A 23,663-nucleotide genomic window follows, 5' to 3' on the forward strand; every position below is an offset into this window, starting at 1 on the left:
GCGTTGCACTAGCGCATCGCTTGGATCAGTACCGCGACGATGCCGATATAGGTCAACTCGTGTAGGAGCTGATCAATGCCGAGCGGATGCCAGTAGCACGCGGCCGGCCCACGTGCTCCTTGGCCCAATCCACGTGGTAGTTAATCGCGAACTCGCCCACTGCGATCATCAGCACGAGCAGTCACGACGCGAGCACCAGCACTAGATACACGAACGGCGTCAGCGCGACGTGAATGCCTGCGTGAAGAACGCCGTCAGGATGGCCGTAGGTGTGCTTGTTGCTGAACTGGTAGGGGGGTCTGAAGGCAGAAGTCCGCAGCGGTGTGCTTGACGAGCAAGACGGCGACTACGGAGATACGGAAAATGGCAACTTCGGGCATGAGCGCCTTCGATCAAGAAGCTTCTGGGATTGAATTAGCGAAGTTTGGAATAGGAAACGTGCGCACTACTTAGATGTCGCTTGCGCGTTGAAGTCCCAGTTCTCTGGCGGCGGACTTGTACGGAAGGCTTTGATGCGGTCGCGATAGAGCGCGTAAACGCCCTTGAGTTTTTGGCCGCCCATTGTTTCGCATTCCTGGAGCAACGCGTCCGCACCGTCCCAGTCCCTGTTACGATAGACGGACAAGAAGTCCAGATGCTTGGCCGTAAGCGCCTTGAAGGCGTCGCTCTGACGGACCGTGTCGTCGCCCATTAAGGAGAATATGCGGGTGGCCTCGGTCTTGCCCTTCATCTTCAAGAGGTCGAGTTCGAGAAAGGCGAAGCCGGTCGCGCGCGAGGCGGTCTCTTCGCCGGCGATGATCACCAGGTCGTAGGTCTTCGACTGGCCTTCGAGGCGGGAAGCGACATTGACGTTGTCGCCGATCACCGAATAGTCGAACCGCGTTTCCGAACCGAGATTCCCGACGCAGCACAGCCCCGTGTTCAGACCGATGCCGAGCGTGACCGGCTTGTAGGTCCGTCCGGTCTGCTCGGCGGCCTGCTTCCAGCGCTCGTTCAGCACGGCCATCTCGTCGACCATGCGAAGCGCAGCGGCGCAGGCATTAACCGGATGGTTGGGGTCGTCGAGGGGTGCGTTCCAGAAGGCCATCAAGGCATCGCCCATGAATTTGTCGATCGTGCCTTCCTCGTCGAGGATGATGTTGCTCAGCGGCGTGAATAGCTCGTTGAGAAAGCGCGTGAGCTCCTCCGCGTCGAGACCTTCGGAGATAGTTGTGAAGCCGCGAACGTCGCTGAAGAGGAGCGTCATATCGCGGGTCTCACCACCGAGCTTCAGCCGGTCCGGTTCGTCTGCCAGCCGCTCGACGAGTGCTGGCGCCATGTAGTGGGAGAACGCATTACGCACACGGTTGCGCTCGCGTTCGGTCCGCAAGAATACGAAGGACGATCCGGTGAGGTAAATCGCGGTCAAGGCGATCGTCGGATAGACGGGGTCGACGAGCCAGCCCCAGCTATTGAAGGCGTGCCACGAGAACCAGACGACGAAGCCAACGGCGAGTCCCCCCAGCATGGCGCTGCCGAGCGCCCCGGCGCGATAGATGAGGACGGCGATCATGATACCGAGAACCAGGATGTAAATAAGTTCGGCCGGGGTCGCGATGTCCGGCCGCATCAGATAGCTGCCGCGAATGATTTGCTCCACGGCCTGGGCGTGCAGTTCGACACCGGGAACGGAGGACTCGAGCGGCGTCGCGCGCAAGTCGAGTAGTCCCGCCGCGCTCGTGCCGATCAACAGGATGCGACCCGCGATCTCAGCTTCGCCGAGCTCCCCGTTCAGGATCTTCCAGGCTGACAGGTAACGATCTCGGGTTTGGGCCGAGAAGCGTAGATACATCTGCCCGTTGGCGTCGGTGGGTATATCGAAGTCGCCGATGCGCACCTTCACGATGCCGGTCTGCTCGCCGAAAGACTGTTCGCTGCTCGCGCCCGAGGACTTGACGATATAGGTCGATGCGCCTTGGGCGGCGCGTAGGAGGTCGGCGGAAAAGGATGGATACAGACTTTCCTGCAGAGTTACGAGGATAGGCATCTTGCGGATGATTTGATCGTGTTCGGGGACCCAGTTGAGTGCGCCTGCGCCGATCGCGGGGGTCTGCAGCTCTTTGAGGCTTGAGGTTGCCCCCGGATAGTGAGGTGCGAATAGGCGCGGGTCGTCACCGGCCAAGGAGAACCCGGATTTGGACTCCGGCAGAGCGGTCTCGTTGCTGGGCGATGCAATGAAGCCCATCACCACGGGCGCCGTGGCAATCGTCTCCGCGAAGACCTGGTCGTTGGAGGGTAGCTGATCAAGCTCGAGCTTGAGCTGGTCGATCTGGTCCGACTGTGGCCAAAGCTGTATGGCGTTTGCCGGAGACATCCGGTCTGGCTCGGGAAAAACCATGTCGAAGCCGATCGTGGCGGCGCCTGCGTCGCGCAACTTGGAAAGGAGATCGCTCAAGATCGTCCGCGGCCATGGCCACTGGCCGATCCGTTGCAGTGACTCCTCGTCGATATCGACGATGCGAACCGGCAGCTCGGGGTCGAATTTGAGCGGCGCCAGACGCTGATAGGAATCGAAGACGAGGGATCTAAGACGCGCGACAGGTGTAGGGTCCCAGACGCGAAGCGCCAGGGACGCCAAAATCGCGGAGCCCACGATGAGGCTATAGAAAAGACGTGGACCCATGCCGCTCGTCTTCTGTCGTTTTCCGCTGGGCGAGGAGCCGGCAGCGGCCAGACCCTAGCCGTTGACACGGGCCTGTCAATTGGTGCGACAGAGAGCAGTTGGTTGGTCCAATAGAGGAAACGCCCCGAAATGGGGCGTTTCGCTATGCGTTAGTCTGAGAACCGCGAGGGGCGCAAATTGCGCCAAACGGCTTCGGTTTCGAGATCGAGATTGTCTTGGAACCTCTGCTGGGCGCTGCGCTTTTGCACTTTCTTCGCACTTCGCTTGGTCACCCTGACGTCGTTGGAATAGCGCGGCGAGCCGTCGACCCAGCGGGTAGTGCCGCGGTCGGCTAGTGCCGCGTTGGTATTCGCAGCCAGAACGGCCACGCCAAGAACGAGGCCAAAGACGGAGAGTGTCAGCTGTTTCAGCATCTCAGTCATCATCATCAGGTCCTCCGGGGCGAAAAGGCGCGGATGGGCGGTTTGGGGGTCCCTTGTATATGGTGGGGCGCGCGCGCAGGGTCAATGAGGCCGGCGCGCGGCCAAGCAGGCTGTCGGCGACCAATAACGCAGTATTTATAGTGCGGACGGCGCGTTTGGGCTAAAATCGCCTGGATGCGCCAGATTAGAATGCCGGAGAACCGCCGGCCCCTTATTCGGGGCTATCGGGGCACTGCCCCACTTAGACGGAACGACACCACCTTGCGGCGGCTGGCCTTCTCGGCTTGGCGGCTGTCGGCCCTCTTGGCCGCCGTGGTCGGCGTTCTTGCCGCAGTATGCCTTACGCAGGTTTCGACGCCCGCGCGGGCAGGGCGCTTCCTGCCCGAGGTCAAGAACCCCTATTGCAGCGTCAAGACCTACAAGCTGCGCGGTGTGGCGGAACTGGCCTCTTCCATGACGGATCGGCGCGGTCGCCCCGTCATCGTGGTCAATGCAATGACGCTGCGCGACAAGCCGAATTACAGCCAGTTCCTTCTGGCCCACGAGTGCTGCCATCACACGCTCGGTCATGTTGCCAAATCCAAGAAGGGACTCGGCCATGTGGGGCCGCAAGCCTTTTTCTACATTGGGCCTGAGTTGAAGCGTCTAGAGCTGGAAGCGGATTGCTGTGCAGTGAGGCTCTTGCGCGAGCGCCGCGAACGAGCCGGTATCAATGCGGGCGCTGCCGCGATGTCCGAATTTGGTGAAAAACCGACGGGTGCTCATTACCCGACAGGCCTGGAACGCGTCGAGACGATCCGCCGTTGCGCGCGGCTTGACCCTTAAGCAGTTACCAGAGACAGCGGTCTTTGTGTAAGACGTGAGTAAGCGCCATATCTAACAGGCGCAATCTCGTATCTGATTGCACGGCGACGTTTGTTTATCCAGCTCTGGATGCGAAGAGAAGGCGCTCGAACAGCGAGAGAGACGGCATTGATAGAAGGTGAGCCACGAACGGAGTGGATGGGCACAAGGTTGAAGGTCTTGGTTTGGGCCGCAGCCGCGTTTGCCATCGCGGCGCTTTGCTGTACGGGTCCCGCCGCTGCCGTCGGCGTGCCAGTGCTGCGCGTCTGCGCCGACCCCGACAACATGCCGTTTTCCAACGACAAGGGCGAAGGTTTCGAGAATAAGCTCGCCGAGCTCATCGCCGACCGTTTGGGGCGCGAGCTCGTCTATACGTGGTTCCCGGAGAACACCGGCTATGTGCCGAACACGACGGGGAGCAATGCCTGTGATTTGGTGACGGGCTATGCGCAAGGCACGGGGCTCATCGAGGATACGAACCCATACTACTTCGCTTCCTACGTTCTGATCACGCGCGGCGAGGATACCGACCTAGAGGGCGTGACCTCCCTAGCGGATCCCCGGCTGAAGTCGAAGCGCATCGGCCTTGTCGCGCGGACCCCACCCGCGAGTATCCTGGCCATGCATGGGCTGATTGCCGATGCAAAACCGTTTGACGATCGCTCCCGCGAGAGCCCGGCGGACGTTGCACGGGAGATGATAGCCGCGATCGAGTCTGGCGAACTCGATGCGGGCCTTTTATGGGGCCCCATCGGTGGCTACTACGCGTCCCAGTCAAGCGTTCCGCTGACGGTTGCGCCGCTGGTCAGGGAAAGCGTGGGGCCCGCCACGTTCTACGGGATCACCTTGGGTGTCCGTCCCAACGAACCGCAGTTCAAGCATCAGGTGAATAAGGTGCTGGCGGAGAACCGGACCGAGATCACCGCGATCCTGCAGGACTACGATGTCCCGGTTCTGGACCGGGAAGGGCAACTTGCCGCCGCCGTCGGCACGCCGTCGGCAGGCCGTTAGGCGTCAGCCTACATCTTGCAGATGCTCTCCGGCTCGTCGATGCCGAGCGTATCCACCTCGATCTCCGGATGGCTCGCATGGGGGAAGCCCTTTTGTGGGGAAACGGAGACCGGCACCTTCTCAGTCGCGATCAGGATCGGCTGGCGGAACTGACCGTCCCAGGGACGGAACTGCTGCTTGATGCCCTTGAAGGGTGCGAGCTGCAGGTCCGGGCCATGGATGAAGGCTGAAACGGCGGCGAAATCGTTCTTCGGCTTGCGGGTCACCGCCTCTCCGACGGTCCTTGTAGCCACATAGGCCATGTGATCGATCGGCTGCATGATCCGCTTGAAGCGTTTTTCGAAATTGTTATTCGCTTGGGTCGCGCCCCATTTCTCGTGGCCGGGGCTCCATGTGGTAGCTATCAGGCCTGTAGTACCGGCTACGACACGCGGCTGCCCGCCGCCGCGATAAGGCATCAGCGGCCCGAACTGCTGGTCCTCGTCCGCCACCACAATGACATCGTAAGCCGCCGGCGGGACAATGCTGCTGCCGGCGTTTGCTTCCTTGTGCGGCTTCGCGGGCGGGATCGGCCCCACGCCGTCCCGGCGGCCGCCGGACACGTCGACATATTCACGGACGTCGACAATATTGGCGCCGAAGCGCTTGCCCGCGCGTTCGATCGCGTCGCGATAGGCTATATCCGCATCCGTCGAGCCATGGATGACGAGCCAGTCCGTCCAACCCATCTTGACGAGATATTGAGCGAGCGCGTCGGCGAGCATGTAGCGGTCCGGCACCACGTGCATGATATTCGCGCGGCAATCCTCCTGGCGCAGCGACACATCCTCGGCGCGGATGTTGAACAGAAGTACGTCCTTGTCCTCGGCCCAGTCCGAGAGCTTCAGCAGGGTCGGTGCCGAGGCATCGACGACAATGTAGCTGTGGCCGGATTCATAGAGTTTTTTCAGGGCGTCCACCGCCTCCTCGGACGAGGATACCGTCTCCACGTCGAGCCCATAAAGATGGCCCACGAAGCGGCCGCCCGCGTTGTTCTCCTTGATGCCCATTAGGGCACCGGCAATGCCCGCATCCTCCGCCTCGACATCCAAGCGCGATGCAGGCTGCGGGGCCGCAACCTCCTCGCGCACATAACCGATATCGACCGGTATCATCTCGGGAGTCTGCTGAACTCGAACCGAAAAGCCACCTTCTCGCTCATGCGACGGCGCGTGCTTGTCGGCGGCAGAAACCGAGCTTGTGCTCACGGCGAGAAGCAGGCCTGCGGCGACCACCGCCGCACGGGCGAGAGTTCCGGCAAGTGCTTCTGAAAGCGTGTCGGTGCGCATGGCGAGACCTTGGACGCCGGGGGTTCGTTACCTCAGAGCCCGGTTCACCCCTTGCCGGCAGCTTTCTCAGGGGGCCAAGTTCTTTTTCGGCATGGTACAAATGGCAAAACCAGTATGGCAAGTTGGAAACGACACCGGGATGAAGCGGTAATATTTTGGGTGAATTCATCCTACTCCAGGAAAATGTAGATTCTGTCGGCGAATCGCGCTCCTTTTCCAAAGTCTCGCGCTTCAATGATAGGTTGGCCCTATGAAGTTCTCACCTGGCGATGCAATCCGGTTTGGTTGGGAGACGTTCAAGGGACGTCCCTGGTTTTTCATTGGCGCCGTGGCGATACTGCTCCTGGCGAGTATCGCCATCAACATCGTGAGTAGCGCGATCGACAGCGCGACGGGCGGCTCGCTTGAGGAGCCAAGCATCGCGGGCAGCATCGTCAATTACGGTCTTGCCGTCCTGCTCAACATGGGGGCAATAGCCTTTTTTCTTGCCGCATACGACAGCCCAGACAGGGTGCAGTTCTCGGCGCTGTGGCATCCGCAACCCTACTGGAAGTTCTTGGGGACATCGCTTCTGGCGTCGCTAGCGGTGGCAGTGGGGCTTTTCCTTCTCATCGTGCCGGGCCTCATCGCCATGGTACTTTTCATGTTCTCGATGTTCCTGGTCATCGATCGCGGTTTGGGTCCAATCGACGCGCTGAAGCAGAGTATGGAAATGACCAAGGGCAATCGCTGGCCCTTGTTCGGGCTCATCCTCCTCATGGCGCTCATCTTGTTCGTTGGTATTCTGGCGCTCGGGGTCGGACTTATCGTCGCCGCGCCGATCGTCGGACTAGCATACACCTATGCCTATCGGCTCTTGTCCGGGGGCGCGGCTCAGATTCAGTCAGCGGACGCGCGGAGCGATGTCTGAGGCTCCTCAAACCTGATCTCTAAGACAACAAAAGCGCCCGGCGACGGGGGCGCCTTCTGAATGATTCTGCTCTGGCCGGTTACTCAGCGGGGACGAGAGGCTCGTCATGCGCCTTGCCGACTTGCGCCGCGTTGCGCGTGTTGCGGTAAACGAACGTCGTCGCGGGCTTCGCCGCTTCGGACTTGGCGACTTTCACCATCTCGGTGTGATAGGGCGAGAGCGAGCAGGCCGGGTCCGTGTTGCGGGGGTCCTTGGTGATCGCCATGGCCTGGCAGCGGCAACCGCCATAATCCACTTCCTTGAACGCGCACGACTTGCACGGCTCCTTCATCCACTCGGTCCCGCGGAATGCGTTGAACGCCTCGGAGTCCATCCAGATGTCGAGCAGCTTCTTATCGCGCACGGAGTCGAACTGCAGCTCGGGGATGCTTTCCGCCGCATGGCAGGGCAGCACCTTGCCAGCGGGTGTGATGTTCATGAAGCCTTTGCCCCAGCCGCCCATGCAGGGCTTCGGCCGTTTCGCGTAATAGTCGGGCACCACCATGTCGATGGTTAGCACGCCCTTTAGGCGCTCGCGGGCGGCTTCGACATATTCGATTGAGGCGATTGTCTCTTCGTAGGTCGGGATCAGCGCGGCGCGGTTGAGGAAAGCCCAGCCGTAGTACTGCGCATGGGCGATCTCGATACGTTGCGCGCCGAGGTCCACCGCCAAATCGATGTAGCGCGGCACGTTATGGATGTTGTGGCGATGGATGGGCGCGTTGACGGTCAGCGGCATGCCGAGCTCGGTGACCCAGCGCGCGAACTCAAGCTTCTTCTCCAGCGCATTCTTGAAGGCACCGATGCGGTCCGCGCCCGCCGGGTTCACATCCTGGACTGAGACCTGGACGTGATCGAGCCCCAGCTCCTGCAGCTTCTCCAGGCGCTCGCGCTTTACGTTGACGGCGGCAGTGATGAGATTGGTATAGAGCCCGGCATCCGCCGCGGTCTTGACGATCTCTTCGAGGTCCTTACGTGCGGTGGGCTCTCCACCCGACAGATGAACCTGCAATATACCCATCTTGCCGGCCTGGCGCATGACAGAGCACCATTCCTCGGTCGAGAGCTCATTCTTCACGCTCTCGAGTTCCACCGGGTTCGAACAATAGGGGCATTGCAGCGGGCAGCGGTGTGTGAGTTCTGCGAGCAGACCCACCGGCGCAACGGCGCAAAGCATATCGGATTCTTCCGTGCTGCCGCTCACGCCTGTCGTCGGTTCGTCGTCGACGGCAATCGCGTCGACATGTCCGTCAATCTTGAGGTCCTCGGTCATCCCATTATCCCTTGATATATCCTTTGTCGGCCAAGTCCTGGAGGAGCTCGACCACGTCGGCGGCAATAACGTCGGCGGGCGCGGAATACTCCGCGGCCAGGTTCGCGGCAATATCGTCCACGGTGCGTTCGCCGTCGCATAGTTTGAGCACCGCCACGGCGATGGCGTCTGGTGTCAGAATCCGCTCCGGCGCAAGCAGCACCCAACGGTCTCGCCCCGCGTCGTGGCGTAGCTTTAAATAGCGGGGCATCAACGGTTTCGTGGCTCGATCGACCATGAGCCGGCCGGGTTGTTTGACGTCCGCCATTAGGCTGCGTCCGGCACGAAGGCTCCGGGCGGGATCATGCCCGGCTCGACATAGGCGAGGTACAGCGCATCGAGCTGCGCCCACAAGACATGAGTCTTGAAGCGAAGCGCATCGAGAACGCCTTGCTGTGCCTCGGGCGTCCGGGCGTTCTGCTTGACATATTCCAACGCGAAATTGGCATCGCGCGGCGCCTGGGTGAGGCGGCGCTTGAAGTAGGCCATCACGTCGTCGCTGATGAAGTCGTAGTTCTCCAGCATGCCCGAGATGCGCGCCTTATGGATGCTTGGCGCAAAGAGCTCGGTGAGCGAGGAGGCGACCGCCTCGACCAGCGTCTTGTCACGTACGAAGTTCACATACGCCTCGACGGCGAAAACCGTCTCGGGCAGGGCGCCTTTCCGGGAAATCACGTAATCGCGGTCGAGCCCAAGGCCGTCGGTTAGGACGAGCCAGCGTTCGATGCCGCCTTGCTCGGCGCCTTCGCCGTCATGGTCCGTAATGCGGTGGATCCACTCGCGCCGCAAGTCGCGGTCGTGGCAACGACTCATGAGTGCCGCGTCCTTGCGCGGCACGGCAGACTGGTAGCAATAGCGGTTCAGCGCCCAGGCCTGAACTTGGCCTTTGTTCAGCGCGCCGCCATGCAGAAGCTTATGAAAGGGGTGTTTGTCGTGGTACTGCACGGCACCGATAGTGCGCAGCTCTTCCTCGAGTTCCTCAGGGCTTAGGATCTTGGTCACGGGCCTACTTCCTCATTGGGTTTCCTTGTGCGACGCTTCTTTTCGGCGCCTCGCAAGCAGTCTCTTCTAGATAAATGGGACGAGTCCTCAAGAAATCTATGACTTGTTCATGAACACGGACTTGAACTCGCATTAAGAACATCTGAAGCTGCTGACGTGCGTCGTCGGCGCAGCTTTCGCAAGCCGGAAGTCTACTGGAAGGCTCTCTTCAGTTCCATTGCGCGCTGGCGGCAAATGGCATGCCGGTGCGGGCCATGATAAGAGGATGCCCCTGCCGATGCTGAGTTTATAACCAATCGTTATCGCCAATGGTGTCTCTCCGACAGCTGCGTTACCTGGAGGCGCTTTCCCGCACGTGCCATTTCGGCCGTGCGGCGGGGGCTTGCGCGGTGAGCCAACCCGCGCTCAGCATGCAGATCAAGGACCTTGAGGACGAGCTGAAGCTCAAACTGGTGGAGCGGCGCAAATCCGGGATCGGCCTGACCGACAAGGGACAGGAGATCGCCGGCAGGGCCCGGACCATCCTCGCGTCGGTTCAGGACCTTGTAGATTATGCCAAGGGGCAGGAAGGGACGCTGACGGGCGTGCTCAACATGGGGGCTATCCCGTCGATTGCGCCGTACCTGCTGCCCGCCGCCTTGCCCGCGTTGCAGGCGCGATTTCCCGACCTGTCCTTGCGCTTGCGCGAAACTGTCACCGAAACGCTGGTCCGCGAGCTTGTAAGCGGCGACCTCGACGTTATTCTCGTAGCGTTGCCGATCGGAGACCGGGCCGTGGAGACTCATTTCTTGTTCGACGATGCGTTCATTCTCGCGACCAAGGCCACGCCGGGCAATGCGGGCGTCGAGTCCGCCACCCAAGACATGCTCGCACAGGACCGCTTGCTGTTGCTGGAAGAGGGGCACTGCCTCCGGGAGCAGGCTCTGTCCTTTTGCCATTTGGTGGGGCCCGATCTGCGCCAGAGCTTTGGTGCTTCCAGCCTCGCCACGATCATGCAGATGGTGGCGAGCGGCTATGGGATCACGCTGCTGCCGGAGATGGCGACCTCGATCGAGGTCCATCGCAGCGATGACATTCGGCTCTTGCGTTTCGCCGAGCCGGAGCCAAAAAGGGAAATCGGACTTGCTTGGCGCAAAAGTTCGCCGCGGAAGCCCGAATTTATGCAGCTTGGCGCCTTGCTGTGCCAAGCAGCTCCCGTACGCTCAGAACCGGGCGGACCGCTACGACAGAGGGGAGATCGAAAATCCTAAGTACACAACTCTCTCTTCTGATGGCCGCGCTGCTGTTCGCGCGGGCCGGACTTGTGCGGCTGACGCGTCCGCTCGCCGATTACTATGCGGCGGGCCGGCTCATGCCTGCGTTTCTCAACAGCCTCGCCATCGCGGGATCCTCGGTGGCGGTCCTTGCCTTTGTCGGCGTCGCCGGGGCGATCGATTTCGGCTGGCAGGGCGCAATTTTAGTGCTTCTGGGCGCGGGGCTCGGTCTGGTTCTGGCCGGGCTTTTGATCGCACCGTATTTGCGCGGCTATGGCGGCTACACGCTGCCGGACTTTCTGGCCGAGCGCTTCAATGCCGAGAGGATGCGCCCGCTTGGCGTCTTCGCCCTTATTCTCTGTTCGTTTCCGGCGCTGGCCGCCGTTCTGCTGGGTTTTGGCCTGCTGGCCCAGGCCGCGTTGGCGCTGCCTACCGGGATCGGCGTTGCCGCCGGCATTGTCATGATTTTCGTGGCGACGCTCATCGGCGGCATGCGGTCGCTCAGCCTGTCGCAGATCGCTTACTACTTCGTGATGCTGGTTGCCGGGGTCGTTGCCGTCGTGACGGTACTTTGGCAGACAGGGTCCTTCGCGGCCCTGGATACGCTGCTGATCGATGAAGTCGTTCCAGCGTTGCCCTGGCGGCCGTTTGAACAGACAAGCCCCATCAACTCGCTCGCGCTGCTCTTCTGCCTCGTCACGGGCTTCGCCTCCTTGCCCTATCTGCTGATGCGGAGCTTCGCAGCGCCGGACGTCGGCGAAGCTCGGGTTTCTTTTCTCGGTGCTCCTATCTTCCTGCTTCTGCTTTGCGCCGCGGCACCGGCGCTCGCCGCGCTATACGGGGCGGCGTCTCTTGGCGCAGGCGATGCGCTGTCCATGATCGGCGAAGCCGCCCTCGTCGTTGGGGCCGTCGCCGCGCTACTGTCGGCAGGAACCGCGCTGACCTTGTCGACGGCAAACGTGCTGGCCTACGACGTCTACTTCAAGAGCGCGGCGCCCGACGCTCCGGTCAGCCGGCAGCTCTTCGTGGCACGTCTGTCTGTTGTCTTGGTCGCCGCTTTGGCTGGCGCGGCCGCGCTGCTGCGGCCGGATGAGACGCTGATTGGCGCAGCGACGGCGTTGTCGCTGGCGGCAAGCGCCTTCCTGCCGGTTCTGGTGCTGGGACTGTGGTGGAAGCGGCTCGGCAGTGACGCGGCCATGGCCGGCATGGTCGCAGGACTCCTCGTGTGCCTGTATTACATGATCGCACCGCAGACGATCCCGTTCCTGTTCTACGAGTCGTCGAGCCCTCTGTCGGACGCGACCGAGGTACAAATCGCTGCTTTTGAAGCGTTGCGCCACGACTATTACGTCGCGGGCGATCCGGCCGCGCAAGCGGCAGTGCTGACCAAATGGGAAGCCTCGGTGCGCCCGATCGCCAACTGGCTTGGCGTGCACGGCGTTTTGGCCGGTGTATTCGCGGTGCCCGTCGGCTTCCTGGTTACCGTCCTTGTCGGACTGTTCGGGCCCGCGCCATCGGCCAGACGGCAGCGCTTCTTCGAGAACCTGCGGACAAGGCCTGCTTAATGGTGGGGCCGATTAGTTCGGGCGCTAACCTTTGTCGGGTTTCTTGGTCGTCTCTGGCGGCGGGCCTCCGAGGAGCCGGAAACTATCGCGGAAGTGCAGCGCGTCGACGCTGGTCGCGTGCTTCTTGGGGCCGGCCGAGATCAGCATGTAAATCCGATCGCCGTTGGCGACCATCGTGATCAAGTGATTGAGCTTGCCCCGTTCGTCCTCGGCTTTCGCCTCGAAGCCCGGGCGCTCGTCGATGCTCAGGGGCGTCTTGCGGCGCAGTTTCGTGTCGCTGCCCTTGGCATAGGCCGTCACCACCTTTTCGAAATAGTCTTTCTTGGGCGGGTTCGGCGCACGGCCTTCTGGATATTCGAAGACGACCACGCAATAGACCGTGTCTTTGCCGGTTTTGACTTTGTACTCGTGCTGAAGCAACGGATTCTGACCAGGCACGGGTGTGCTTTCGGCCTTGGGTTTTTCCTCGACTCCGGGAAATGAGACGACGAAACCACGCTCGGGATAATGAAACTCCTGCCACGCGTAGTCTTTCGCCGCCTGGTCCTTCGAGGCGTTGTCCGTTTTCGCGGTGTCTTTGGCCCCGGCAAGTCCGGGCAGGCCGAACACCGCGACCGCGGAGCAAAGCATTGCCACGGCCAGCGTGACACGCATACCGTGTTTGAAACCTCTGCGAGACATCACCGATCCTTTAAATCGCCGATCACTTGGTTAAAGCCGTGGACCACAAAAAGGGGGCCTCCGCAAGGGGGCAGGGGGGCTCATGCCGCACATTGTCGTGTTTTGACAAGGTTGATCTCGGTACGCCTCAAGACAACAGCTATGCGATGGCAAGGTTCTGCTTTGCTGAAGCTGACGTTTTTCGGTTATGCGGCTCCCCTAAGGACGTGACATGAGGCGAAGGTTTCAGCCAACGAGTTCAATGCTCATCGCCGGCCTTTGCGCGGTCGCGATTCTCGTCCCGGCGACACTCGTCCTTGCGGTTCCTGCCGGTGCGATCGCGATGAACGATTTCGACCTGCAGCAGAGCCTACCCACGCTCGGGGTCTGGGATCCGGTTGCGATCATCACGCTGCGCTTCATCGCAAGCCTCATTGGTGTCGTGCCGACGTCGCCGCTCTTGCTTGCAGCAGGGGCATCCCAAGGCGTGCTTCTCAGCAGCCTCTATGTCTTGATCGGGGCGGAGCTCGGCGCGCTTGCCGGTTTTCTGATTGGCCGGCATCTCGGCCGCGATTTTGTCCAAAGCCGCGGCTGGCTCGACCGGGTCACCCAAACACGTGTCGGCCGCTGGCTGCTCGATGAGAACACGCCGCAGTCGCAATTGATGCTGGCCATATTCCTGTGCCGGCTGGTTCCGGGGCTGAACATGGATGCGCTCAGCTATGTGGCGGGCATCACCCCGCTCAGCACGTGGCGCTTCTGCCTGGCAAGTTTCGCCGCGCTTCTGCCCTATACGCTGCTCCTCGTTGCGGCCGGGCAGCAATTTGTGGCGTTCGGATCGGACTCGCTTGCGATAGCCGTCATCAGTCTGGTCGCGTTCAGCGCCCTCGTCACCCTGCGCAAGAAACACTTGGCGCGCCGCTCCGCGCGCGCAAAGCCGGTGCCGCTCCGCTAGGCTCTAGGAGCCGCTGCCGTCGAGTGAGCGGGCGTACATCGTCTCGACATCTTGCTTTAGGTCTCGCCGGGATGAGGCCCGCAGATAGTGCATGTGCCCGCCCGCATAATTTCGCAGCTCGATCGGGCTCGGGCCTTTCAGCGGCGGTAACTGCGCCACGAGATAGGCTGGCACGGAATAGGGCGTGATCAGGTCGGTGTAACCGCTGGCAATCAGGACTTCTAGTTTGGGATTGGCGGCGCGGGCATCCTGGATATCGTCCAAGGCTCCCGCATAGCCCTGCTTCGTGGGGCTTGTGCCGTAGTCCCAGCGATTGCTGATCTTCCGGTTGAGCAGTCTGAAATTCTCGTCGGTCTTGTAGCCTAAGTCCTCCGAGGCGTAGCGCACGAAGGCCGACGACCACAGGGGAATGGTGGCATCCAGCACCGGGTCAGGGCCGCGCGGCCAGGCGCTCGACGGGTGCGGGTCGGGGCCGCCGACGCTGCCGTCATACAGGCTCTGGACTTGCCCGCCATCCCGGTCGAATTCCTTAACGAACAGAGATTGCGGGACGCGGGCGAAATGGCGCTGAACCTTCTCCAACGGAAGACCGGTGAGTTCGGCGACCTTCGTGCTCGCGGCCTCGCCACCCTTCTGGAGCCCCGCGGCGAGCGCCACGAGGTAATCGGTCAAGGCGTAGTGCTCTACGTTCTTCAGCGCGCCTGCGAGCGCCTCGCGTGTGGTGGTTCCCTCGCTCTCCAGCCTCACGGCGGCATAGGAGGGTAGCTGCAGCGCCCAGGGAAGCGGATCGTAGTCCTCGCCACGCAGCATCGAGAACTCGAGCGCCGGCGAGATCAGAACCAGGCCGCTGGGGGACACGCTGCCCTTGCGCTGCAATTTCCGGGTGACGACGGCGACGCGAAAACCGCCATAGCTTTCGCCCGCGAGGAAGACCGGCGAACCCATGCGGGCCTCTTGCGTCAGATAGAGGCGGATGAATTCGGCGAGCGATTCCGCATCCTGGTCGACACCCCAGAAATCCTTGCCGGACTTGCTGCCAGCGGCATGACTATAGCCCGTACCGACCGGATCGACGAATACGAGATCGGTGAAATCCAGCCAGCTGGCATCGTTGGCAATGAGGCGGGAGGGTGGACCGGTCAGCGCGCCTTCCTCCGTCGTGGCCACAACCTTCGGACCCATGGCGCCGAGGTGAAGATAGGTCGAGGCCGCTCCGGGTCCGCCATTGAAGACAAAGGTGATCGGCCGCTCGGCGTCCTCCGGTTCCGTGGCGTAGGCGGTGTAGAAGATTTCCGCCACGGGTTTGCCGTCGCTGTCATGCGGCTTGATCGTCCCGGCAATCGCCGTATACGGAATCTCCTGCCCATCTTGTTTCAGCACGTGACGTGTGGTCACGTCGGCCGGCAGGCGGAGAGGTTGTTCCGCGATGTCTTCGCTCTTCTCCGCGCTCTTCGATTTGTCTGCGTCGGACTCGGACCTCTCGCTGGTCTCAGCCTTCGACGCCTCGTCGGATGCGGTGGCGCCTCGACGGGCCTCCTCGGCGAAGGCCACGCTCGGCAGGCCAGCTGTCATGGTAGCTGTCACGGCAGCGAGCCACAGACAGGCAAGAAGACGGACAAAGACTCGATTTGTGGAGGCTCGACGGGAACGGGGGCTTCGGGGCAGGATCACGGTGTCTCCGGGTTCTATGTCATCTGAGGGCGTATGCTCCCGATTACGCAACTAAGTGTTCATGTGGGCGGTCTCAAGACAGGCGCCTCGCAATCACGGAGCTTTGACCTTGACGGCGCCATGATTGGGAGCCAAGCAATCGGCGATGATTAGACGGTTCATAGTTCCGGCGGCCTTGCTGTCGCTCGTGCTTGCGCTCCCTGCCTGCGCCTCACGCGGTGAGGTCGAGGCTGGGCGCCTCGCCAAGGAGGAGGCCTCCAAGGCCGAGGACGACGCGGCTTGCCGGAGCGCCAACACAAAGCCGGGTGACCCGGCCTACGAGGCCTGCCGGCGAGATCTGGCCGCGAAACGTGCCAATAAGGCCGAAATCGACTATCAAAAAGCTCGTGATTTTGACCGGGTTCTTGGCGGCCTCAACGACTTCTAGGCGCCAGGAACCTCTCCGTTCCGCCCAAAATCGTCACGATACACAAGGCCTTGCTTGATGGCTATTGGCCGTCATGGCGATGACGGCTAAGGTGCTTTTTGGCGGAAAGTGAGACCGTGCAGTTCTACCTGGCTCAGCTTGGGGCAAATTGTTAGCACGCAAGCGTTCCGCCGGGGGATTTGGCGTTCCGGCTCATGGGGCGTGGGCGGCGAAGGCTTACACATTTCGACTTCGTTGCCGATCGAGGCTTGCGACGTGCCGCAAGGCTATTCATGGTTGGAAACCGGTCATCGGTCAAGGGGGCGGCCGGGAGTCAGGTGGGGGGAGCCGCATGGGCAGTCCGATGCGAAAACGACGTGTCTGGACGACCTTCGACGATGATGTGGACGCGCAAGAGTCCGCCGCTCTGGACGCTTCGCTTGCCGCAGCCAAGGATACGACCGCCGAATCCGGTGCCCTTTTGTCGAGCGCCAAGGAAGATCTGACCGACCATCAGCGTTGGCTTCAAGCACAAAGCGATGCTGTTCAGCGCGACCGGGACCGGCACGACCGATGGCTCCGGCGTGAGCGTGATCTTCGGCTTGCGAGTACCAAGAAAGAGCGCATCCGCCGTCACCGCCGGGTTGTGCGGCAACGCGCTCTCCAAGCGATCCGGCAGACCCTTGTCGATTTGTGTGCGTTTTTCCGGTCTTGGATCGTCTTCGGTTTCGGCAAGGTCGCGCGCGGAGTGCGTTTCATCGCTCGCTCCATTGCCAAGGGCGCGGCCCTTGTATGGCGTGCCATTGTGCGGGCTGTCTCGTCCGTCTCGGGATGGATGCGAAGTCTCATCGCCGCCGTGGCCGCCCGGACGACGCAGGCTTTCGCGGCGGCTGGCCGCGTACTTTCGCAAGCAGCGCCGTGGACCGGGTCCAAGATCGGCGTGGCTGCGCGCGGGGCCGGCAAGGGCGTTGCGAGCGGCGCGGCCTGGAGCGGCGCCAAGGCCAAGGCCGCGGCCCAGGCCGGCGTTCAGGCTCTGTCGACCGGCTCGCTCGCGGTTGCGTCCGAGGCCGGAAACCTCTCGCGTAAGGCTGGGAGCGCCATTGGCAGCCGGCTGTCCTCGACAGGTCAAAGCGCGGCGGCTCTTGCCACGACCACTGGCCACGGCTTCTCGACCGGCGTCTCGGCGGCCGCCGCAAAAGCCTCCGCCTTAGGGGCGTCAGGCGGGCGAGGCCTGTCCCGCGCCCTGGCCTGGACCGCGTCGTACGCCACCGCCATCCCGTCGAAACTGTACATTCACGTCGCGCGGCTGGGCCATGAGGTCCAGCATTTCGCGCGGGTCCGCGCAGCCGTGCCGGATGCCGTGCGCGATGCGCCGCGTTCCATGGCTCAAGGGTCTCCGAGCCAGCGGGTGGAACAGGCGGACGAGGAGGAGCTCCGTGACGCCGCGCATACCGCTTCGGTGCATGTGTTCGAAACCTATGGGCCGCATCTTGACAGCACGATGCTTTTCGGCCAACCCGCAAACGATCCATGGGCTGATGACGACTCATGGACCACAGGCGCCGATGTCGCCGATGCCAAAGATGGAGTTACGCCGCGCGATGACGAAGCCGAAACGGACAAGCGCGACTTAAGCGACATGGCCGCGCGCGCCATCTCGTTTGCCGCGGTTTCCGGCGTTGCGGCCGAGACAGGGAATATGCTGTCATCCTGGACGCAGCGCGTGCGGGGCCGGGCCAAGATTTTTGCGGCGTGGGCGCAACGCAACGCCAAGACCGGCTCGGTCTGGCTGCGCGGACAGGCTGTACGCATCACTGCACTGGCGCGAACTGGCGTTGATGTGCTTGCCAGCGGGCAGGATAGCGCCATCGCGCGGGGCGCAAACTGGGCGCGAAAGAAGGGGCTCGACCTCAGCCACATGATGATCATCGCCGGTGCCGTGTTACTGCTACTTGGCGGCCTCCTGATCGGAGGCGGTGTGTTGATGCGCTCGACCTCCGGGTCAGTGATCGCCGCCGAAGCCCCTGAAGAGACGTTCTCGAAGATCTCCTGGGCCTTCGATGCGCCTACGCTTCCGTTGGCGGAGCGGGCTGTCTTCACCCTCTCGGGGAGTCCCGAGTCCTTCCTGATCAATGGGATTTCCATAACCGGCGTCAATAATTCCGACGAGACGCTGACGGGCCTGGAGGCCGCTCTCAGTCCCGACGTGCAACGGCCCGATTTGAGGCTCGAACTGGCCGTTGCGCCTCAAGAGCCAAAGGCCGGATCGAACGAAGCCTCGCTCGTGCCGCCTGGTGCATCCTTCCGCTTGAATTTCCAATTTCCGCCTGAGGCCATGGGGAGCGCGGACGGCATTTCGGTCGAGGACTTCTTCGAGTCCTACGGCGGTTTGCTGCTGAAGCTTCGCTACGACGCGGATAGCGCGGAGAGATCGGTGATCCAATATCTGGATCCCGAGATGCTCAAGACTCAGCTCGACGAGGTCTCGGCCCAAGCGGGCGAGTCCTTGGCCGATCGTGTTTGACTGCTAATTGCAGTCTCTCTTGAGCTCGGCGCAGTTCCGCAGCTGGACGCAGACATTGAAGCGGTTGCAGCAGGATGTGGCGCACCCGACTATTTCGGAGTTCACCGACAGCGCGCGCGCGGCGCAAACGTCGTTACAGGATTGCAGGCCGTTGGCGCAGACGCGCACGGACTGGCTCCCGGCACTGCAGGCCGAAAGTGTGGGCACGAGCGATTGGGACGGCTGGGACGTATTTTGAGCGTGCACAGCGCCTCCGAGAAAAACAAGCCCAAGCAAAAGCACTGCAAACCTTGCCATGTGACGCGCCACCCCATCGATCTGAACTCAGGATTATTCGCCCTTTTGGGGCCCCGTGGCCATCGGGCGGCGGGCCGCCCTTGCCGGCGCCATCATAGGGTGCCTGATCTTTTATTTGAAACCCCTTCTGGCGCGGAACACGGCTCCTTGATGTCTCCCCAAACCGATGGGGGCCTCTGCTGCGAAAGTATCGCATTCGGGACCTACCTATGCGGCTTCATTCCAACGCCATGACACTGAGGAAACTTAGGTTAAACACGCGCTGAACGGTCTTTCGACACTTGCTCTAGTCGCCACTGCGAGGGCCATTTCAACCATCTCTGCGGTTGCGGAGGGTCCGATCCTTGTCACGAGTGGTGAGAATAGCGGCGAAGGCTCGCTGCGTGCGGCGCTCGAGACGGCGGCGAAGTCCGATGACCTCGCCCAAATTCTCGTCGCGACCGACGGCGATATCGAGATCGACTCCACGCTCAGTTATGCGGGCAAGGCGCCGCTTACGATCCATGGCAGGGGCCAGGCCGTGAAGTTGAAGGTGGACACGACGCTTTTCACCGTTAGCGAGGGCGCCGATCTCACGGTCGACGACCTAAACTTCTCGGGACCAGGAAACTTCACCATCGAGAGCCGGGGCAAAGCCAGTAAGGGCATCTTCGTGGATATATGCGCGAGGACCAGACCGGCGTCGTGACGCTTGTCCTCGACGACGTGAAGGTGTCGGGCGTTTCTTATCACGGTGTCCACATCTCCGATTGTGGCCTCGCCGACGAATGCGGCGCGGGCCGCGGTGGCGAGGGCGGCGGCTCCGAAGCCTCGATCGTGGTGCGATTGAACGACCTGAAGATCGACGATTCCGGCAACGGGCATTTCGATGCGGACGTCATGCGGGTGGACGAGCGGAGCGGGGGAAACATCTTCTTCTACGCCAAGGGCGCCGAATTCACGAATGTCGGCGCGGATGTTTTGGAGCTCGACGAGGGCCAAGAGGGTGGCATTTTCGCGACCGTGGTCGACTTCGAGTTCGACGACAACGGCAATTACTGCGACGGCAAAGTCCTGGACAGCTTCCTGCCCAAGGAGCCTGAAGGCGAGTTCGAGGACGGGAAGGTCAAGGAAGCCGTCATGCCGGCTGCCGTGACGGGTACCCCGGACGACTCGTGCATCGAGCGCGAGGTCGAGCTTAACGATTCCGGATCGGTCAATGAATACGAAATTAGCCTCAACTTCGACGACGGGTTCGATATCGACGAGGCGGGGCCCGGCGATCTGTGGGCCTTGATCGTCGATACCTCCGTTAAACGCTATCACGACGAGGGGCTGGACTTCGGCGAGGAAGACGACGGCAACCTCAAGCTTGGCGTCTGGAAAACGGAAGCCAAGAACAATACGGATGACGGGCTCAAGATGGTCGAGAGCGGGACGGGCAATGTCTCGGCGCTGCTGGCCAAGCTTAAGTCCAAGGACGATGGCGGCAAGGGTGCTGTCTTCATGCAGAAAGACGAAGGCAACTTCACCGTGACAGTCAACAAGAGCCGGACCGCCGGCAATGATGACGGCAAAGACTCGGACCTGGAAGTGCTGCAAGAAGGTAGTGGCGAAAGCAATCTGCGGATCGTCGACTCGGAGATCAAAGATGGTATCGACACCGAGAACGTCAACGTGAGCGAAGAGTAGCCTTCCGGCACTCGGGAAGCAGAGACATCAGCGTTTGGGGCGGCTCCCGCAAGAGCAGCCCTGTTTCGATTCCCGTGCCGTCGACGTTCACAGTATTTGCGATCCGGCGCGTTGACGTCCGCGGCGTAAGGACACTGTATACGCGCCATGACCCCAGCCAAGCTGTCCGCGATCATTCTATACGACGAACAAGAAAGGATCTTGCTGCAACACCGCACGGACGATGCGCCGACTTTTGCGGGCTATTGGTCCTTTTTCGGCGGCGGGGTGGAGCCAGGGGAGACACCCGAACAGGCCGCCGTCCGGGAGGCTTTCGAGGAGTTGTCCTACGCGCTTAAGAGGCCCCAGCACTGGATGTGCCAGCCTTTCGTCCATGAAGGCCGGACCTATACCCAATACATTTTTCTCGAACGATATGACGGTACCGACCTGGTTCTCGGCGAAGGTCAGGCCATGAAGTGGTATGCGACGCACGCGACGGGTGAGTTGTTGATGAGCGCTCACTCCAGAGCCGCGGTCGAGGCTCTGGAACGGTGGTTCGCACGGCACAAGCCGACATAACGAAGGCGCTAACTTTCGAAGAGGGGCGGCGGATTGCGGTCAATGTGTCGACGTTGCTGGAGCTGTGGGGGGGCGAAATGAGATGTGATTTCGCGATAGGCTGTAAGTTATTGAATTTGTTGGTGCCGGCTGGAGGATTTGAACCCCCGACCTACTGATTACAAATCAGCCGCTCTACCAACTGAGCTAAGCCGGCATCTTAGAAAACACTGCGCCTCGCATTGCTTTCGCCGCACGGGCGAGGCGGATGGTTGTACACCCGAGAGCCCTTTATCCCACTTTGGCTTCGAGTCTCAAGTCCAAGCGTTCGAGTCGCAAGTCCAAGACGCGGGAGAGGGGTGATTGTGTGCCCTAGGCGTGGCGCTATTGGGTGAGGTCCTAAAACGTGCTGAAGCGATAGGACACATTGCCAAACACACCGAAGCGTCCGGACGTGAAGTCCTGGAGGTCCGAATCTTCGGCGAAGTAGACCCAATCGACCACCCCGCCCGTCTCTGCGTACCAGTGGCGGACGCCCGCGCCGACGGTCCGGTTGTCATTGACGTCGATCTTCAATTCGCCTTCGAGCTGGTAGCACCAGCCTGTGCCGCTATCCTCGATGTGGGGCGTAGGTCCGAGGTCCGACCGCAGGAAATGACTGTCCTCGTTCAGCAGATAAGCCGCCGGCAGGAAAACAGCGTCGCCGTGGAAGGTGACGCGGTCGAGGAGGCGGGCCGTGACCTCCGTGCCGAGACGCAAGGACGACCACATCGACTTGTTGTTGATGACCTCGGTTCCGAATGGAACGGCCATGGACCCAGGCGCTCCCCAATAGCGGCCACCGACATCGTCCGCGTTGCAGCGGGCGCCATAGGCGCTCATCGATTCCTGCCAGTAATTGGAGCCGACAAACGATCTGACCACGAGGTTGCCTCTATAGCCAACCTCGACGTCCTGACCGACATCCAAGGTGACATCGACCGAGCCCTCGCTCCACCAATAGCATATGCCGACTTCCCATTGGGGTTCGGGGGTAGGGGAATGGCATAGGCGCGCGGGACATCCACAGCGTTCTGCAGACGGCCGTCGGTCGCAATGACCGCTTGTGCATGTGTGACGTCTGCGATGCAGGCAAAGGCCAGCGCCAGATATAGGCTCCTTAGCTTCTTCTTTGGGCTTCGCCCCTTTTTGGATACCGTTTTAATTATCCAGAGAGCGCACGGCGTATGGTTAAGAGAGGTTTAATAGACGTTCCGGAATGGCACGCCTGGCGCCGGAAACGCGCGTTGGAGACGTTCCGCCGGCGCGGCGCGTGGTGGTTTGGATCTCGGCGATGACTTGCGGCCGCTGCTGCCGCTCAGCGGCGGCGGCTGGCGAGCAGGCCTGCGGCGAAAGCGACGGCCAGGAGGGTTAGAGGTCCCACCTGATTCATGGCCTTATTTACGCTCTGATCGACCATGGCCAAGCCCTCGGCCGGCGCATTCACGAAGTCCGGCTGGCGCGGGCGGGATTTATGCAGGCCGATGAACAGAAGCACGACGCCGATCAGCGCCAAAACGCCGGCGATCAGTCCGGCGGCAGCGAGCGGCGAGAAGTCATACACCAGCAGCGCGTGATAGCCTGTGGCCAGGCCGAAGCCGATGGCAAACAGGAGAACCACGATTCCGGCCACGACAATCACGGCCCGCCGAATGGACTGTTCGACCGATTGTTTGATCCGGGCGCCGGTCTGCAGCGAGGAGACCAGCGAAAGCGCGAGCCGCAACATGGGACCTCTCCTAACGGCGCGTCAGGATGCCGATCAGCAAGCCGAGCCCGGCCGCGATGGCGATGGCCTGAATTGGGTTCTCTTTGATGACCTCTTCGGCGCTTTCCTTGGTCTCGATCGCCTTATCCTGCGCCCGGTGCACGCCCTTTTCGGCGATGCGTCCCATAGTGGCGCTCATATTCTGCATTTCGCCGCGGATCGCTTCGATCTGTGCGGCGAGGTCTTCAGTCTCGTTACGCGGGGTCGCCATATCAGAGTACTCCTTCGAAAGTCATTGGCATGTGCTGTATTCAGCCGTGGCGTGGTGGTCCGGTTTCAAGCTCAGCGGGTATAGCATGCCCAGACATTTCTTGTGTGACTGTTGCTCAATCGGCGCACCCGCTCGATTGCCCGCACCTTTTGCTTCGTTTAGAGTCTGAACGCTTAACGGGAGCGCTGCAAAGCTCGCCAAAGGGGGATTGCAAGCATGGCTGGCCTGAGATTGGGATCTTTGTTCGCGCTCGGTGCGGGCCTTTTCGTGGCCTTCGCGCTTGCGCCGAACGGCCCTGCGCGGGCCGGCGAGCAGGTCGACATCGTGACCAGCCGCGGCCTCATTGGCTTTGGCCATATGAAGCGGGTCACAGAGGCCCATTGTCTCGACCGGAACTATTGGTGGTTCTACCGGCCCTATACGACGGCGGGCGAAGACTTCCCCCGCTGCGAGCCCTATTTCCATTACCTCGACTCCGGGGGCGGCACGGGCAATGCGTGGGCAGACCGCGCGATGAAATAGGGCTGTGCTGACGCCCCGGCCCAAGTTTTTTCGTGTAATTCTCGCGGTATTT

At 61.6% G+C, this 23,663-nt stretch carries 25 protein-coding genes and 1 tRNA gene; 13 read left to right on the forward strand and 13 right to left on the reverse strand.

Features of this window, described 5'->3' with window-relative positions; all coding sequences use genetic code 11:
- Positions 1–445: 445 nt before the first annotated feature.
- Complete coding sequence (locus WBQ77_RS03125; protein WP_424045586.1) at positions 446–2,662, reverse strand: CHASE2 domain-containing protein; 2,217 nt, start codon at positions 2,660–2,662, stop codon at positions 446–448.
- 149 nt (positions 2,663–2,811) lie between these two features.
- Positions 2,812–3,090 carry a hypothetical protein gene (locus WBQ77_RS03130; protein ID WP_424045585.1) on the reverse strand — a complete coding sequence of 93 codons (279 nt, stop codon included), beginning with the start codon at positions 3,088–3,090 and terminating at the stop codon, positions 2,812–2,814.
- 168 nt (positions 3,091–3,258) lie between these two features.
- On the opposite strand from WBQ77_RS03130, the gene WBQ77_RS03135 reads away from it, so the two are divergent.
- Together WBQ77_RS03135 and WBQ77_RS03140 are read left to right on the forward strand one after the other, a co-directional pair.
- Complete coding sequence (locus tag WBQ77_RS03135) at positions 3,259–3,909, forward strand: hypothetical protein (protein ID WP_424058889.1); 651 nt, start codon at positions 3,259–3,261, stop codon at positions 3,907–3,909.
- Positions 3,910–4,086: 177 nt separating this feature from the next.
- Entirely contained in the window at positions 4,087–4,938 is an 852-nt protein-coding gene (locus WBQ77_RS03140) for a quinoprotein dehydrogenase-associated putative ABC transporter substrate-binding protein (RefSeq protein ID WP_424045583.1), read from the forward strand.
- A gap of 8 nt (positions 4,939–4,946) precedes the next feature.
- Here the strand turns inward: WBQ77_RS03140 and WBQ77_RS03145 are convergent, their stop codons facing one another.
- Positions 4,947–6,266 carry an ABC transporter substrate-binding protein gene (locus WBQ77_RS03145; RefSeq protein ID WP_424058891.1) on the reverse strand — a complete coding sequence of 440 codons (1,320 nt, stop codon included), beginning with the start codon at positions 6,264–6,266 and terminating at the stop codon, positions 4,947–4,949.
- A 250-nt stretch (positions 6,267–6,516) separates the two neighbouring features.
- Between WBQ77_RS03145 and WBQ77_RS03150 the strand changes: the two genes are divergently transcribed.
- Entirely contained in the window at positions 6,517–7,176 is a 660-nt protein-coding gene (locus tag WBQ77_RS03150; RefSeq protein WP_424058893.1) for a DUF975 family protein, read from the forward strand.
- Positions 7,177–7,255: 79 nt separating this feature from the next.
- On the opposite strand, the gene pqqE is transcribed toward WBQ77_RS03150, so the two are convergent.
- The 3 genes from pqqE to pqqC are packed head-to-tail and all read right to left on the reverse strand — an operon-like array spanning position 7,256 to position 9,529.
- Positions 7,256–8,488: a pyrroloquinoline quinone biosynthesis protein PqqE gene (gene pqqE, locus WBQ77_RS03155; RefSeq protein ID WP_424058894.1), complete on the reverse strand. Its 1,233-nt coding sequence runs from the start codon at positions 8,486–8,488 to the stop codon at positions 7,256–7,258.
- Positions 8,489–8,492: 4 nt separating this feature from the next.
- Positions 8,493–8,795, reverse strand: coding sequence for a pyrroloquinoline quinone biosynthesis peptide chaperone PqqD (gene pqqD / locus WBQ77_RS03160; protein WP_424045580.1), 303 nt, complete (start codon positions 8,793–8,795; stop codon positions 8,493–8,495).
- The gene (gene pqqC, locus WBQ77_RS03165; protein WP_424045579.1) at positions 8,795–9,529 is read right to left on the reverse strand and encodes a pyrroloquinoline-quinone synthase PqqC; all 735 of its coding nucleotides are present in this window, start codon (positions 9,527–9,529) and stop codon (positions 8,795–8,797) included. Before pqqC ends, pqqD begins: the two co-directional genes overlap by 1 nt.
- 308 nt (positions 9,530–9,837) lie before the next feature.
- On the opposite strand from pqqC, the gene WBQ77_RS03170 reads away from it, so the two are divergent.
- Both WBQ77_RS03170 and WBQ77_RS03175 read left to right on the forward strand, forming a co-directional pair.
- A complete protein-coding gene (locus WBQ77_RS03170) occupies positions 9,838–10,779 on the forward strand; it encodes a hydrogen peroxide-inducible genes activator (protein WP_424058896.1) in 942 nt (313 codons plus the stop codon).
- A gap of 20 nt (positions 10,780–10,799) precedes the next feature.
- Positions 10,800–12,347: a sodium:solute symporter family transporter gene (locus WBQ77_RS03175; protein WP_424044131.1), complete on the forward strand. Its 1,548-nt coding sequence runs from the start codon at positions 10,800–10,802 to the stop codon at positions 12,345–12,347.
- A 24-nt stretch (positions 12,348–12,371) separates the two neighbouring features.
- On the opposite strand, the gene WBQ77_RS03180 is transcribed toward WBQ77_RS03175, so the two are convergent.
- A complete protein-coding gene (locus WBQ77_RS03180; RefSeq protein ID WP_424044133.1) occupies positions 12,372–13,028 on the reverse strand; it encodes a hypothetical protein in 657 nt (218 codons plus the stop codon).
- A gap of 211 nt (positions 13,029–13,239) precedes the next feature.
- Between WBQ77_RS03180 and WBQ77_RS03185 the strand changes: the two genes are divergently transcribed.
- Positions 13,240–13,962 (forward strand): TVP38/TMEM64 family protein, encoded by a 723-nt coding sequence (locus WBQ77_RS03185; protein WP_424058898.1) that lies wholly within the window; start codon positions 13,240–13,242, stop codon positions 13,960–13,962.
- A gap of 3 nt (positions 13,963–13,965) precedes the next feature.
- Here WBQ77_RS03185 and WBQ77_RS03190 read toward each other — a convergent pair whose 3' ends face one another.
- Positions 13,966–15,534 (reverse strand): S10 family peptidase, encoded by a 1,569-nt coding sequence (locus WBQ77_RS03190; RefSeq protein WP_424058900.1) that lies wholly within the window; start codon positions 15,532–15,534, stop codon positions 13,966–13,968.
- A gap of 244 nt (positions 15,535–15,778) precedes the next feature.
- On the opposite strand from WBQ77_RS03190, the gene WBQ77_RS03195 reads away from it, so the two are divergent.
- The 3 genes from WBQ77_RS03195 (at position 15,779) to WBQ77_RS03205 (ending at position 18,801) form a co-directional block, all read left to right on the forward strand.
- Positions 15,779–16,060, forward strand: coding sequence for a hypothetical protein (locus WBQ77_RS03195; RefSeq protein WP_424058901.1), 282 nt, complete (start codon positions 15,779–15,781; stop codon positions 16,058–16,060).
- Between the two features lie 343 nt (positions 16,061–16,403).
- Complete coding sequence (locus WBQ77_RS03200) at positions 16,404–18,563, forward strand: hypothetical protein (RefSeq protein WP_424058903.1); 2,160 nt, start codon at positions 16,404–16,406, stop codon at positions 18,561–18,563.
- Between the two features lie 7 nt (positions 18,564–18,570).
- Positions 18,571–18,801, forward strand: a complete 231-nt coding sequence (locus WBQ77_RS03205; RefSeq protein ID WP_424043026.1) for a hypothetical protein — start codon at positions 18,571–18,573, stop codon at positions 18,799–18,801.
- Between the two features lie 369 nt (positions 18,802–19,170).
- Here the strand turns inward: WBQ77_RS03205 and WBQ77_RS03210 are convergent, their stop codons facing one another.
- Positions 19,171–19,365, reverse strand: a complete 195-nt coding sequence (locus WBQ77_RS03210) for a hypothetical protein (RefSeq protein ID WP_424058905.1) — start codon at positions 19,363–19,365, stop codon at positions 19,171–19,173.
- A gap of 15 nt (positions 19,366–19,380) precedes the next feature.
- Between WBQ77_RS03210 and WBQ77_RS03215 the strand changes: the two genes are divergently transcribed.
- The 3 genes from WBQ77_RS03215 (at position 19,381) to WBQ77_RS03225 (ending at position 21,092) form a co-directional block, all read left to right on the forward strand.
- Positions 19,381–19,548, forward strand: coding sequence for a hypothetical protein (locus tag WBQ77_RS03215; protein WP_424043023.1), 168 nt, complete (start codon positions 19,381–19,383; stop codon positions 19,546–19,548).
- Positions 19,521–20,531, forward strand: a complete 1,011-nt coding sequence (locus WBQ77_RS03220; RefSeq protein WP_424058906.1) for a hypothetical protein — start codon at positions 19,521–19,523, stop codon at positions 20,529–20,531. Before WBQ77_RS03215 ends, WBQ77_RS03220 begins: the two co-directional genes overlap by 28 nt.
- 147 nt (positions 20,532–20,678) lie before the next feature.
- Positions 20,679–21,092 carry an NUDIX domain-containing protein gene (locus WBQ77_RS03225; protein WP_424043021.1) on the forward strand — a complete coding sequence of 138 codons (414 nt, stop codon included), beginning with the start codon at positions 20,679–20,681 and terminating at the stop codon, positions 21,090–21,092.
- Between the two features lie 120 nt (positions 21,093–21,212).
- On the opposite strand, the gene WBQ77_RS03230 is transcribed toward WBQ77_RS03225, so the two are convergent.
- The 4 genes from WBQ77_RS03230 to WBQ77_RS03245 all read right to left on the reverse strand — a co-directional run bounded on the left by WBQ77_RS03230 (position 21,213) and on the right by WBQ77_RS03245 (position 23,089).
- Positions 21,213–21,288 (reverse strand) — tRNA-Thr (locus WBQ77_RS03230).
- 182 nt (positions 21,289–21,470) lie between these two features.
- A complete protein-coding gene (locus WBQ77_RS03235) occupies positions 21,471–21,995 on the reverse strand; it encodes a hypothetical protein (RefSeq protein WP_424043019.1) in 525 nt (174 codons plus the stop codon).
- A gap of 433 nt (positions 21,996–22,428) precedes the next feature.
- The gene (locus tag WBQ77_RS03240; RefSeq protein WP_424058908.1) at positions 22,429–22,839 is read right to left on the reverse strand and encodes a phage holin family protein; all 411 of its coding nucleotides are present in this window, start codon (positions 22,837–22,839) and stop codon (positions 22,429–22,431) included.
- 10 nt (positions 22,840–22,849) lie between these two features.
- On the reverse strand, positions 22,850–23,089 hold the full coding sequence (locus tag WBQ77_RS03245; RefSeq protein ID WP_424043016.1) for a glycine zipper domain-containing protein: 240 nt from the start codon (positions 23,087–23,089) through the stop codon (positions 22,850–22,852).
- A gap of 216 nt (positions 23,090–23,305) precedes the next feature.
- Here WBQ77_RS03245 and WBQ77_RS03250 point away from each other — a divergent pair, with 216 nt between their 5' ends.
- Positions 23,306–23,611, forward strand: a complete 306-nt coding sequence (locus tag WBQ77_RS03250) for a hypothetical protein (protein WP_424043014.1) — start codon at positions 23,306–23,308, stop codon at positions 23,609–23,611.
- The last annotated feature ends 52 nt before the right edge of the window (positions 23,612–23,663 follow it).

The organism is Methyloceanibacter sp., from assembly GCF_049590335.1.
GTDB lineage: Bacteria > Pseudomonadota > Alphaproteobacteria > Rhizobiales > Methyloligellaceae > Methyloceanibacter.

Bases quoted from the DNA above. Each gene is read 5' to 3' on its own strand.
- WBQ77_RS03125 (WP_424045586.1), bottom strand. From the start codon at position 2,662: ATGGGTCCACGTCTTTTCTATAGCCTCATCGTGGGCTCCGCGATTTTG.
- WBQ77_RS03130 (WP_424045585.1), bottom strand. From the start codon at position 3,090: ATGATGATGACTGAGATGCTGAAACAGCTGACACTCTCCGTCTTTGGC.
- WBQ77_RS03135 (WP_424058889.1), top strand. From the start codon at position 3,259: ATGCGCCAGATTAGAATGCCGGAGAACCGCCGGCCCCTTATTCGGGGC.
- WBQ77_RS03140 (WP_424045583.1), top strand. From the start codon at position 4,087: ATGGGCACAAGGTTGAAGGTCTTGGTTTGGGCCGCAGCCGCGTTTGCC.
- WBQ77_RS03145 (WP_424058891.1), bottom strand. From the start codon at position 6,266: ATGCGCACCGACACGCTTTCAGAAGCACTTGCCGGAACTCTCGCCCGT.
- WBQ77_RS03150 (WP_424058893.1), top strand. From the start codon at position 6,517: ATGAAGTTCTCACCTGGCGATGCAATCCGGTTTGGTTGGGAGACGTTC.
- pqqE (WP_424058894.1), bottom strand. From the start codon at position 8,488: ATGACCGAGGACCTCAAGATTGACGGACATGTCGACGCGATTGCCGTC.
- pqqD (WP_424045580.1), bottom strand. From the start codon at position 8,795: ATGGCGGACGTCAAACAACCCGGCCGGCTCATGGTCGATCGAGCCACG.
- WBQ77_RS03170 (WP_424058896.1), top strand. From the start codon at position 9,838: ATGGTGTCTCTCCGACAGCTGCGTTACCTGGAGGCGCTTTCCCGCACG.
- WBQ77_RS03175 (WP_424044131.1), top strand. From the start codon at position 10,800: ATGGCCGCGCTGCTGTTCGCGCGGGCCGGACTTGTGCGGCTGACGCGT.
- WBQ77_RS03180 (WP_424044133.1), bottom strand. From the start codon at position 13,028: ATGTCTCGCAGAGGTTTCAAACACGGTATGCGTGTCACGCTGGCCGTG.
- WBQ77_RS03185 (WP_424058898.1), top strand. From the start codon at position 13,240: ATGAGGCGAAGGTTTCAGCCAACGAGTTCAATGCTCATCGCCGGCCTT.
- WBQ77_RS03190 (WP_424058900.1), bottom strand. From the start codon at position 15,534: ATGACAGCTGGCCTGCCGAGCGTGGCCTTCGCCGAGGAGGCCCGTCGA.
- WBQ77_RS03195 (WP_424058901.1), top strand. From the start codon at position 15,779: ATGATTAGACGGTTCATAGTTCCGGCGGCCTTGCTGTCGCTCGTGCTT.
- WBQ77_RS03200 (WP_424058903.1), top strand. From the start codon at position 16,404: ATGCGAAAACGACGTGTCTGGACGACCTTCGACGATGATGTGGACGCG.
- WBQ77_RS03210 (WP_424058905.1), bottom strand. From the start codon at position 19,365: ATGGATCGTAAGCGGCGCCTTGCCCGCATAACTGAGCGTGGAGTCGAT.
- WBQ77_RS03220 (WP_424058906.1), top strand. From the start codon at position 19,521: ATGCGCGAGGACCAGACCGGCGTCGTGACGCTTGTCCTCGACGACGTG.
- WBQ77_RS03225 (WP_424043021.1), top strand. From the start codon at position 20,679: ATGACCCCAGCCAAGCTGTCCGCGATCATTCTATACGACGAACAAGAA.
- WBQ77_RS03240 (WP_424058908.1), bottom strand. From the start codon at position 22,839: ATGTTGCGGCTCGCGCTTTCGCTGGTCTCCTCGCTGCAGACCGGCGCC.
- WBQ77_RS03245 (WP_424043016.1), bottom strand. From the start codon at position 23,089: ATGGCGACCCCGCGTAACGAGACTGAAGACCTCGCCGCACAGATCGAA.
- WBQ77_RS03250 (WP_424043014.1), top strand. From the start codon at position 23,306: ATGGCTGGCCTGAGATTGGGATCTTTGTTCGCGCTCGGTGCGGGCCTT.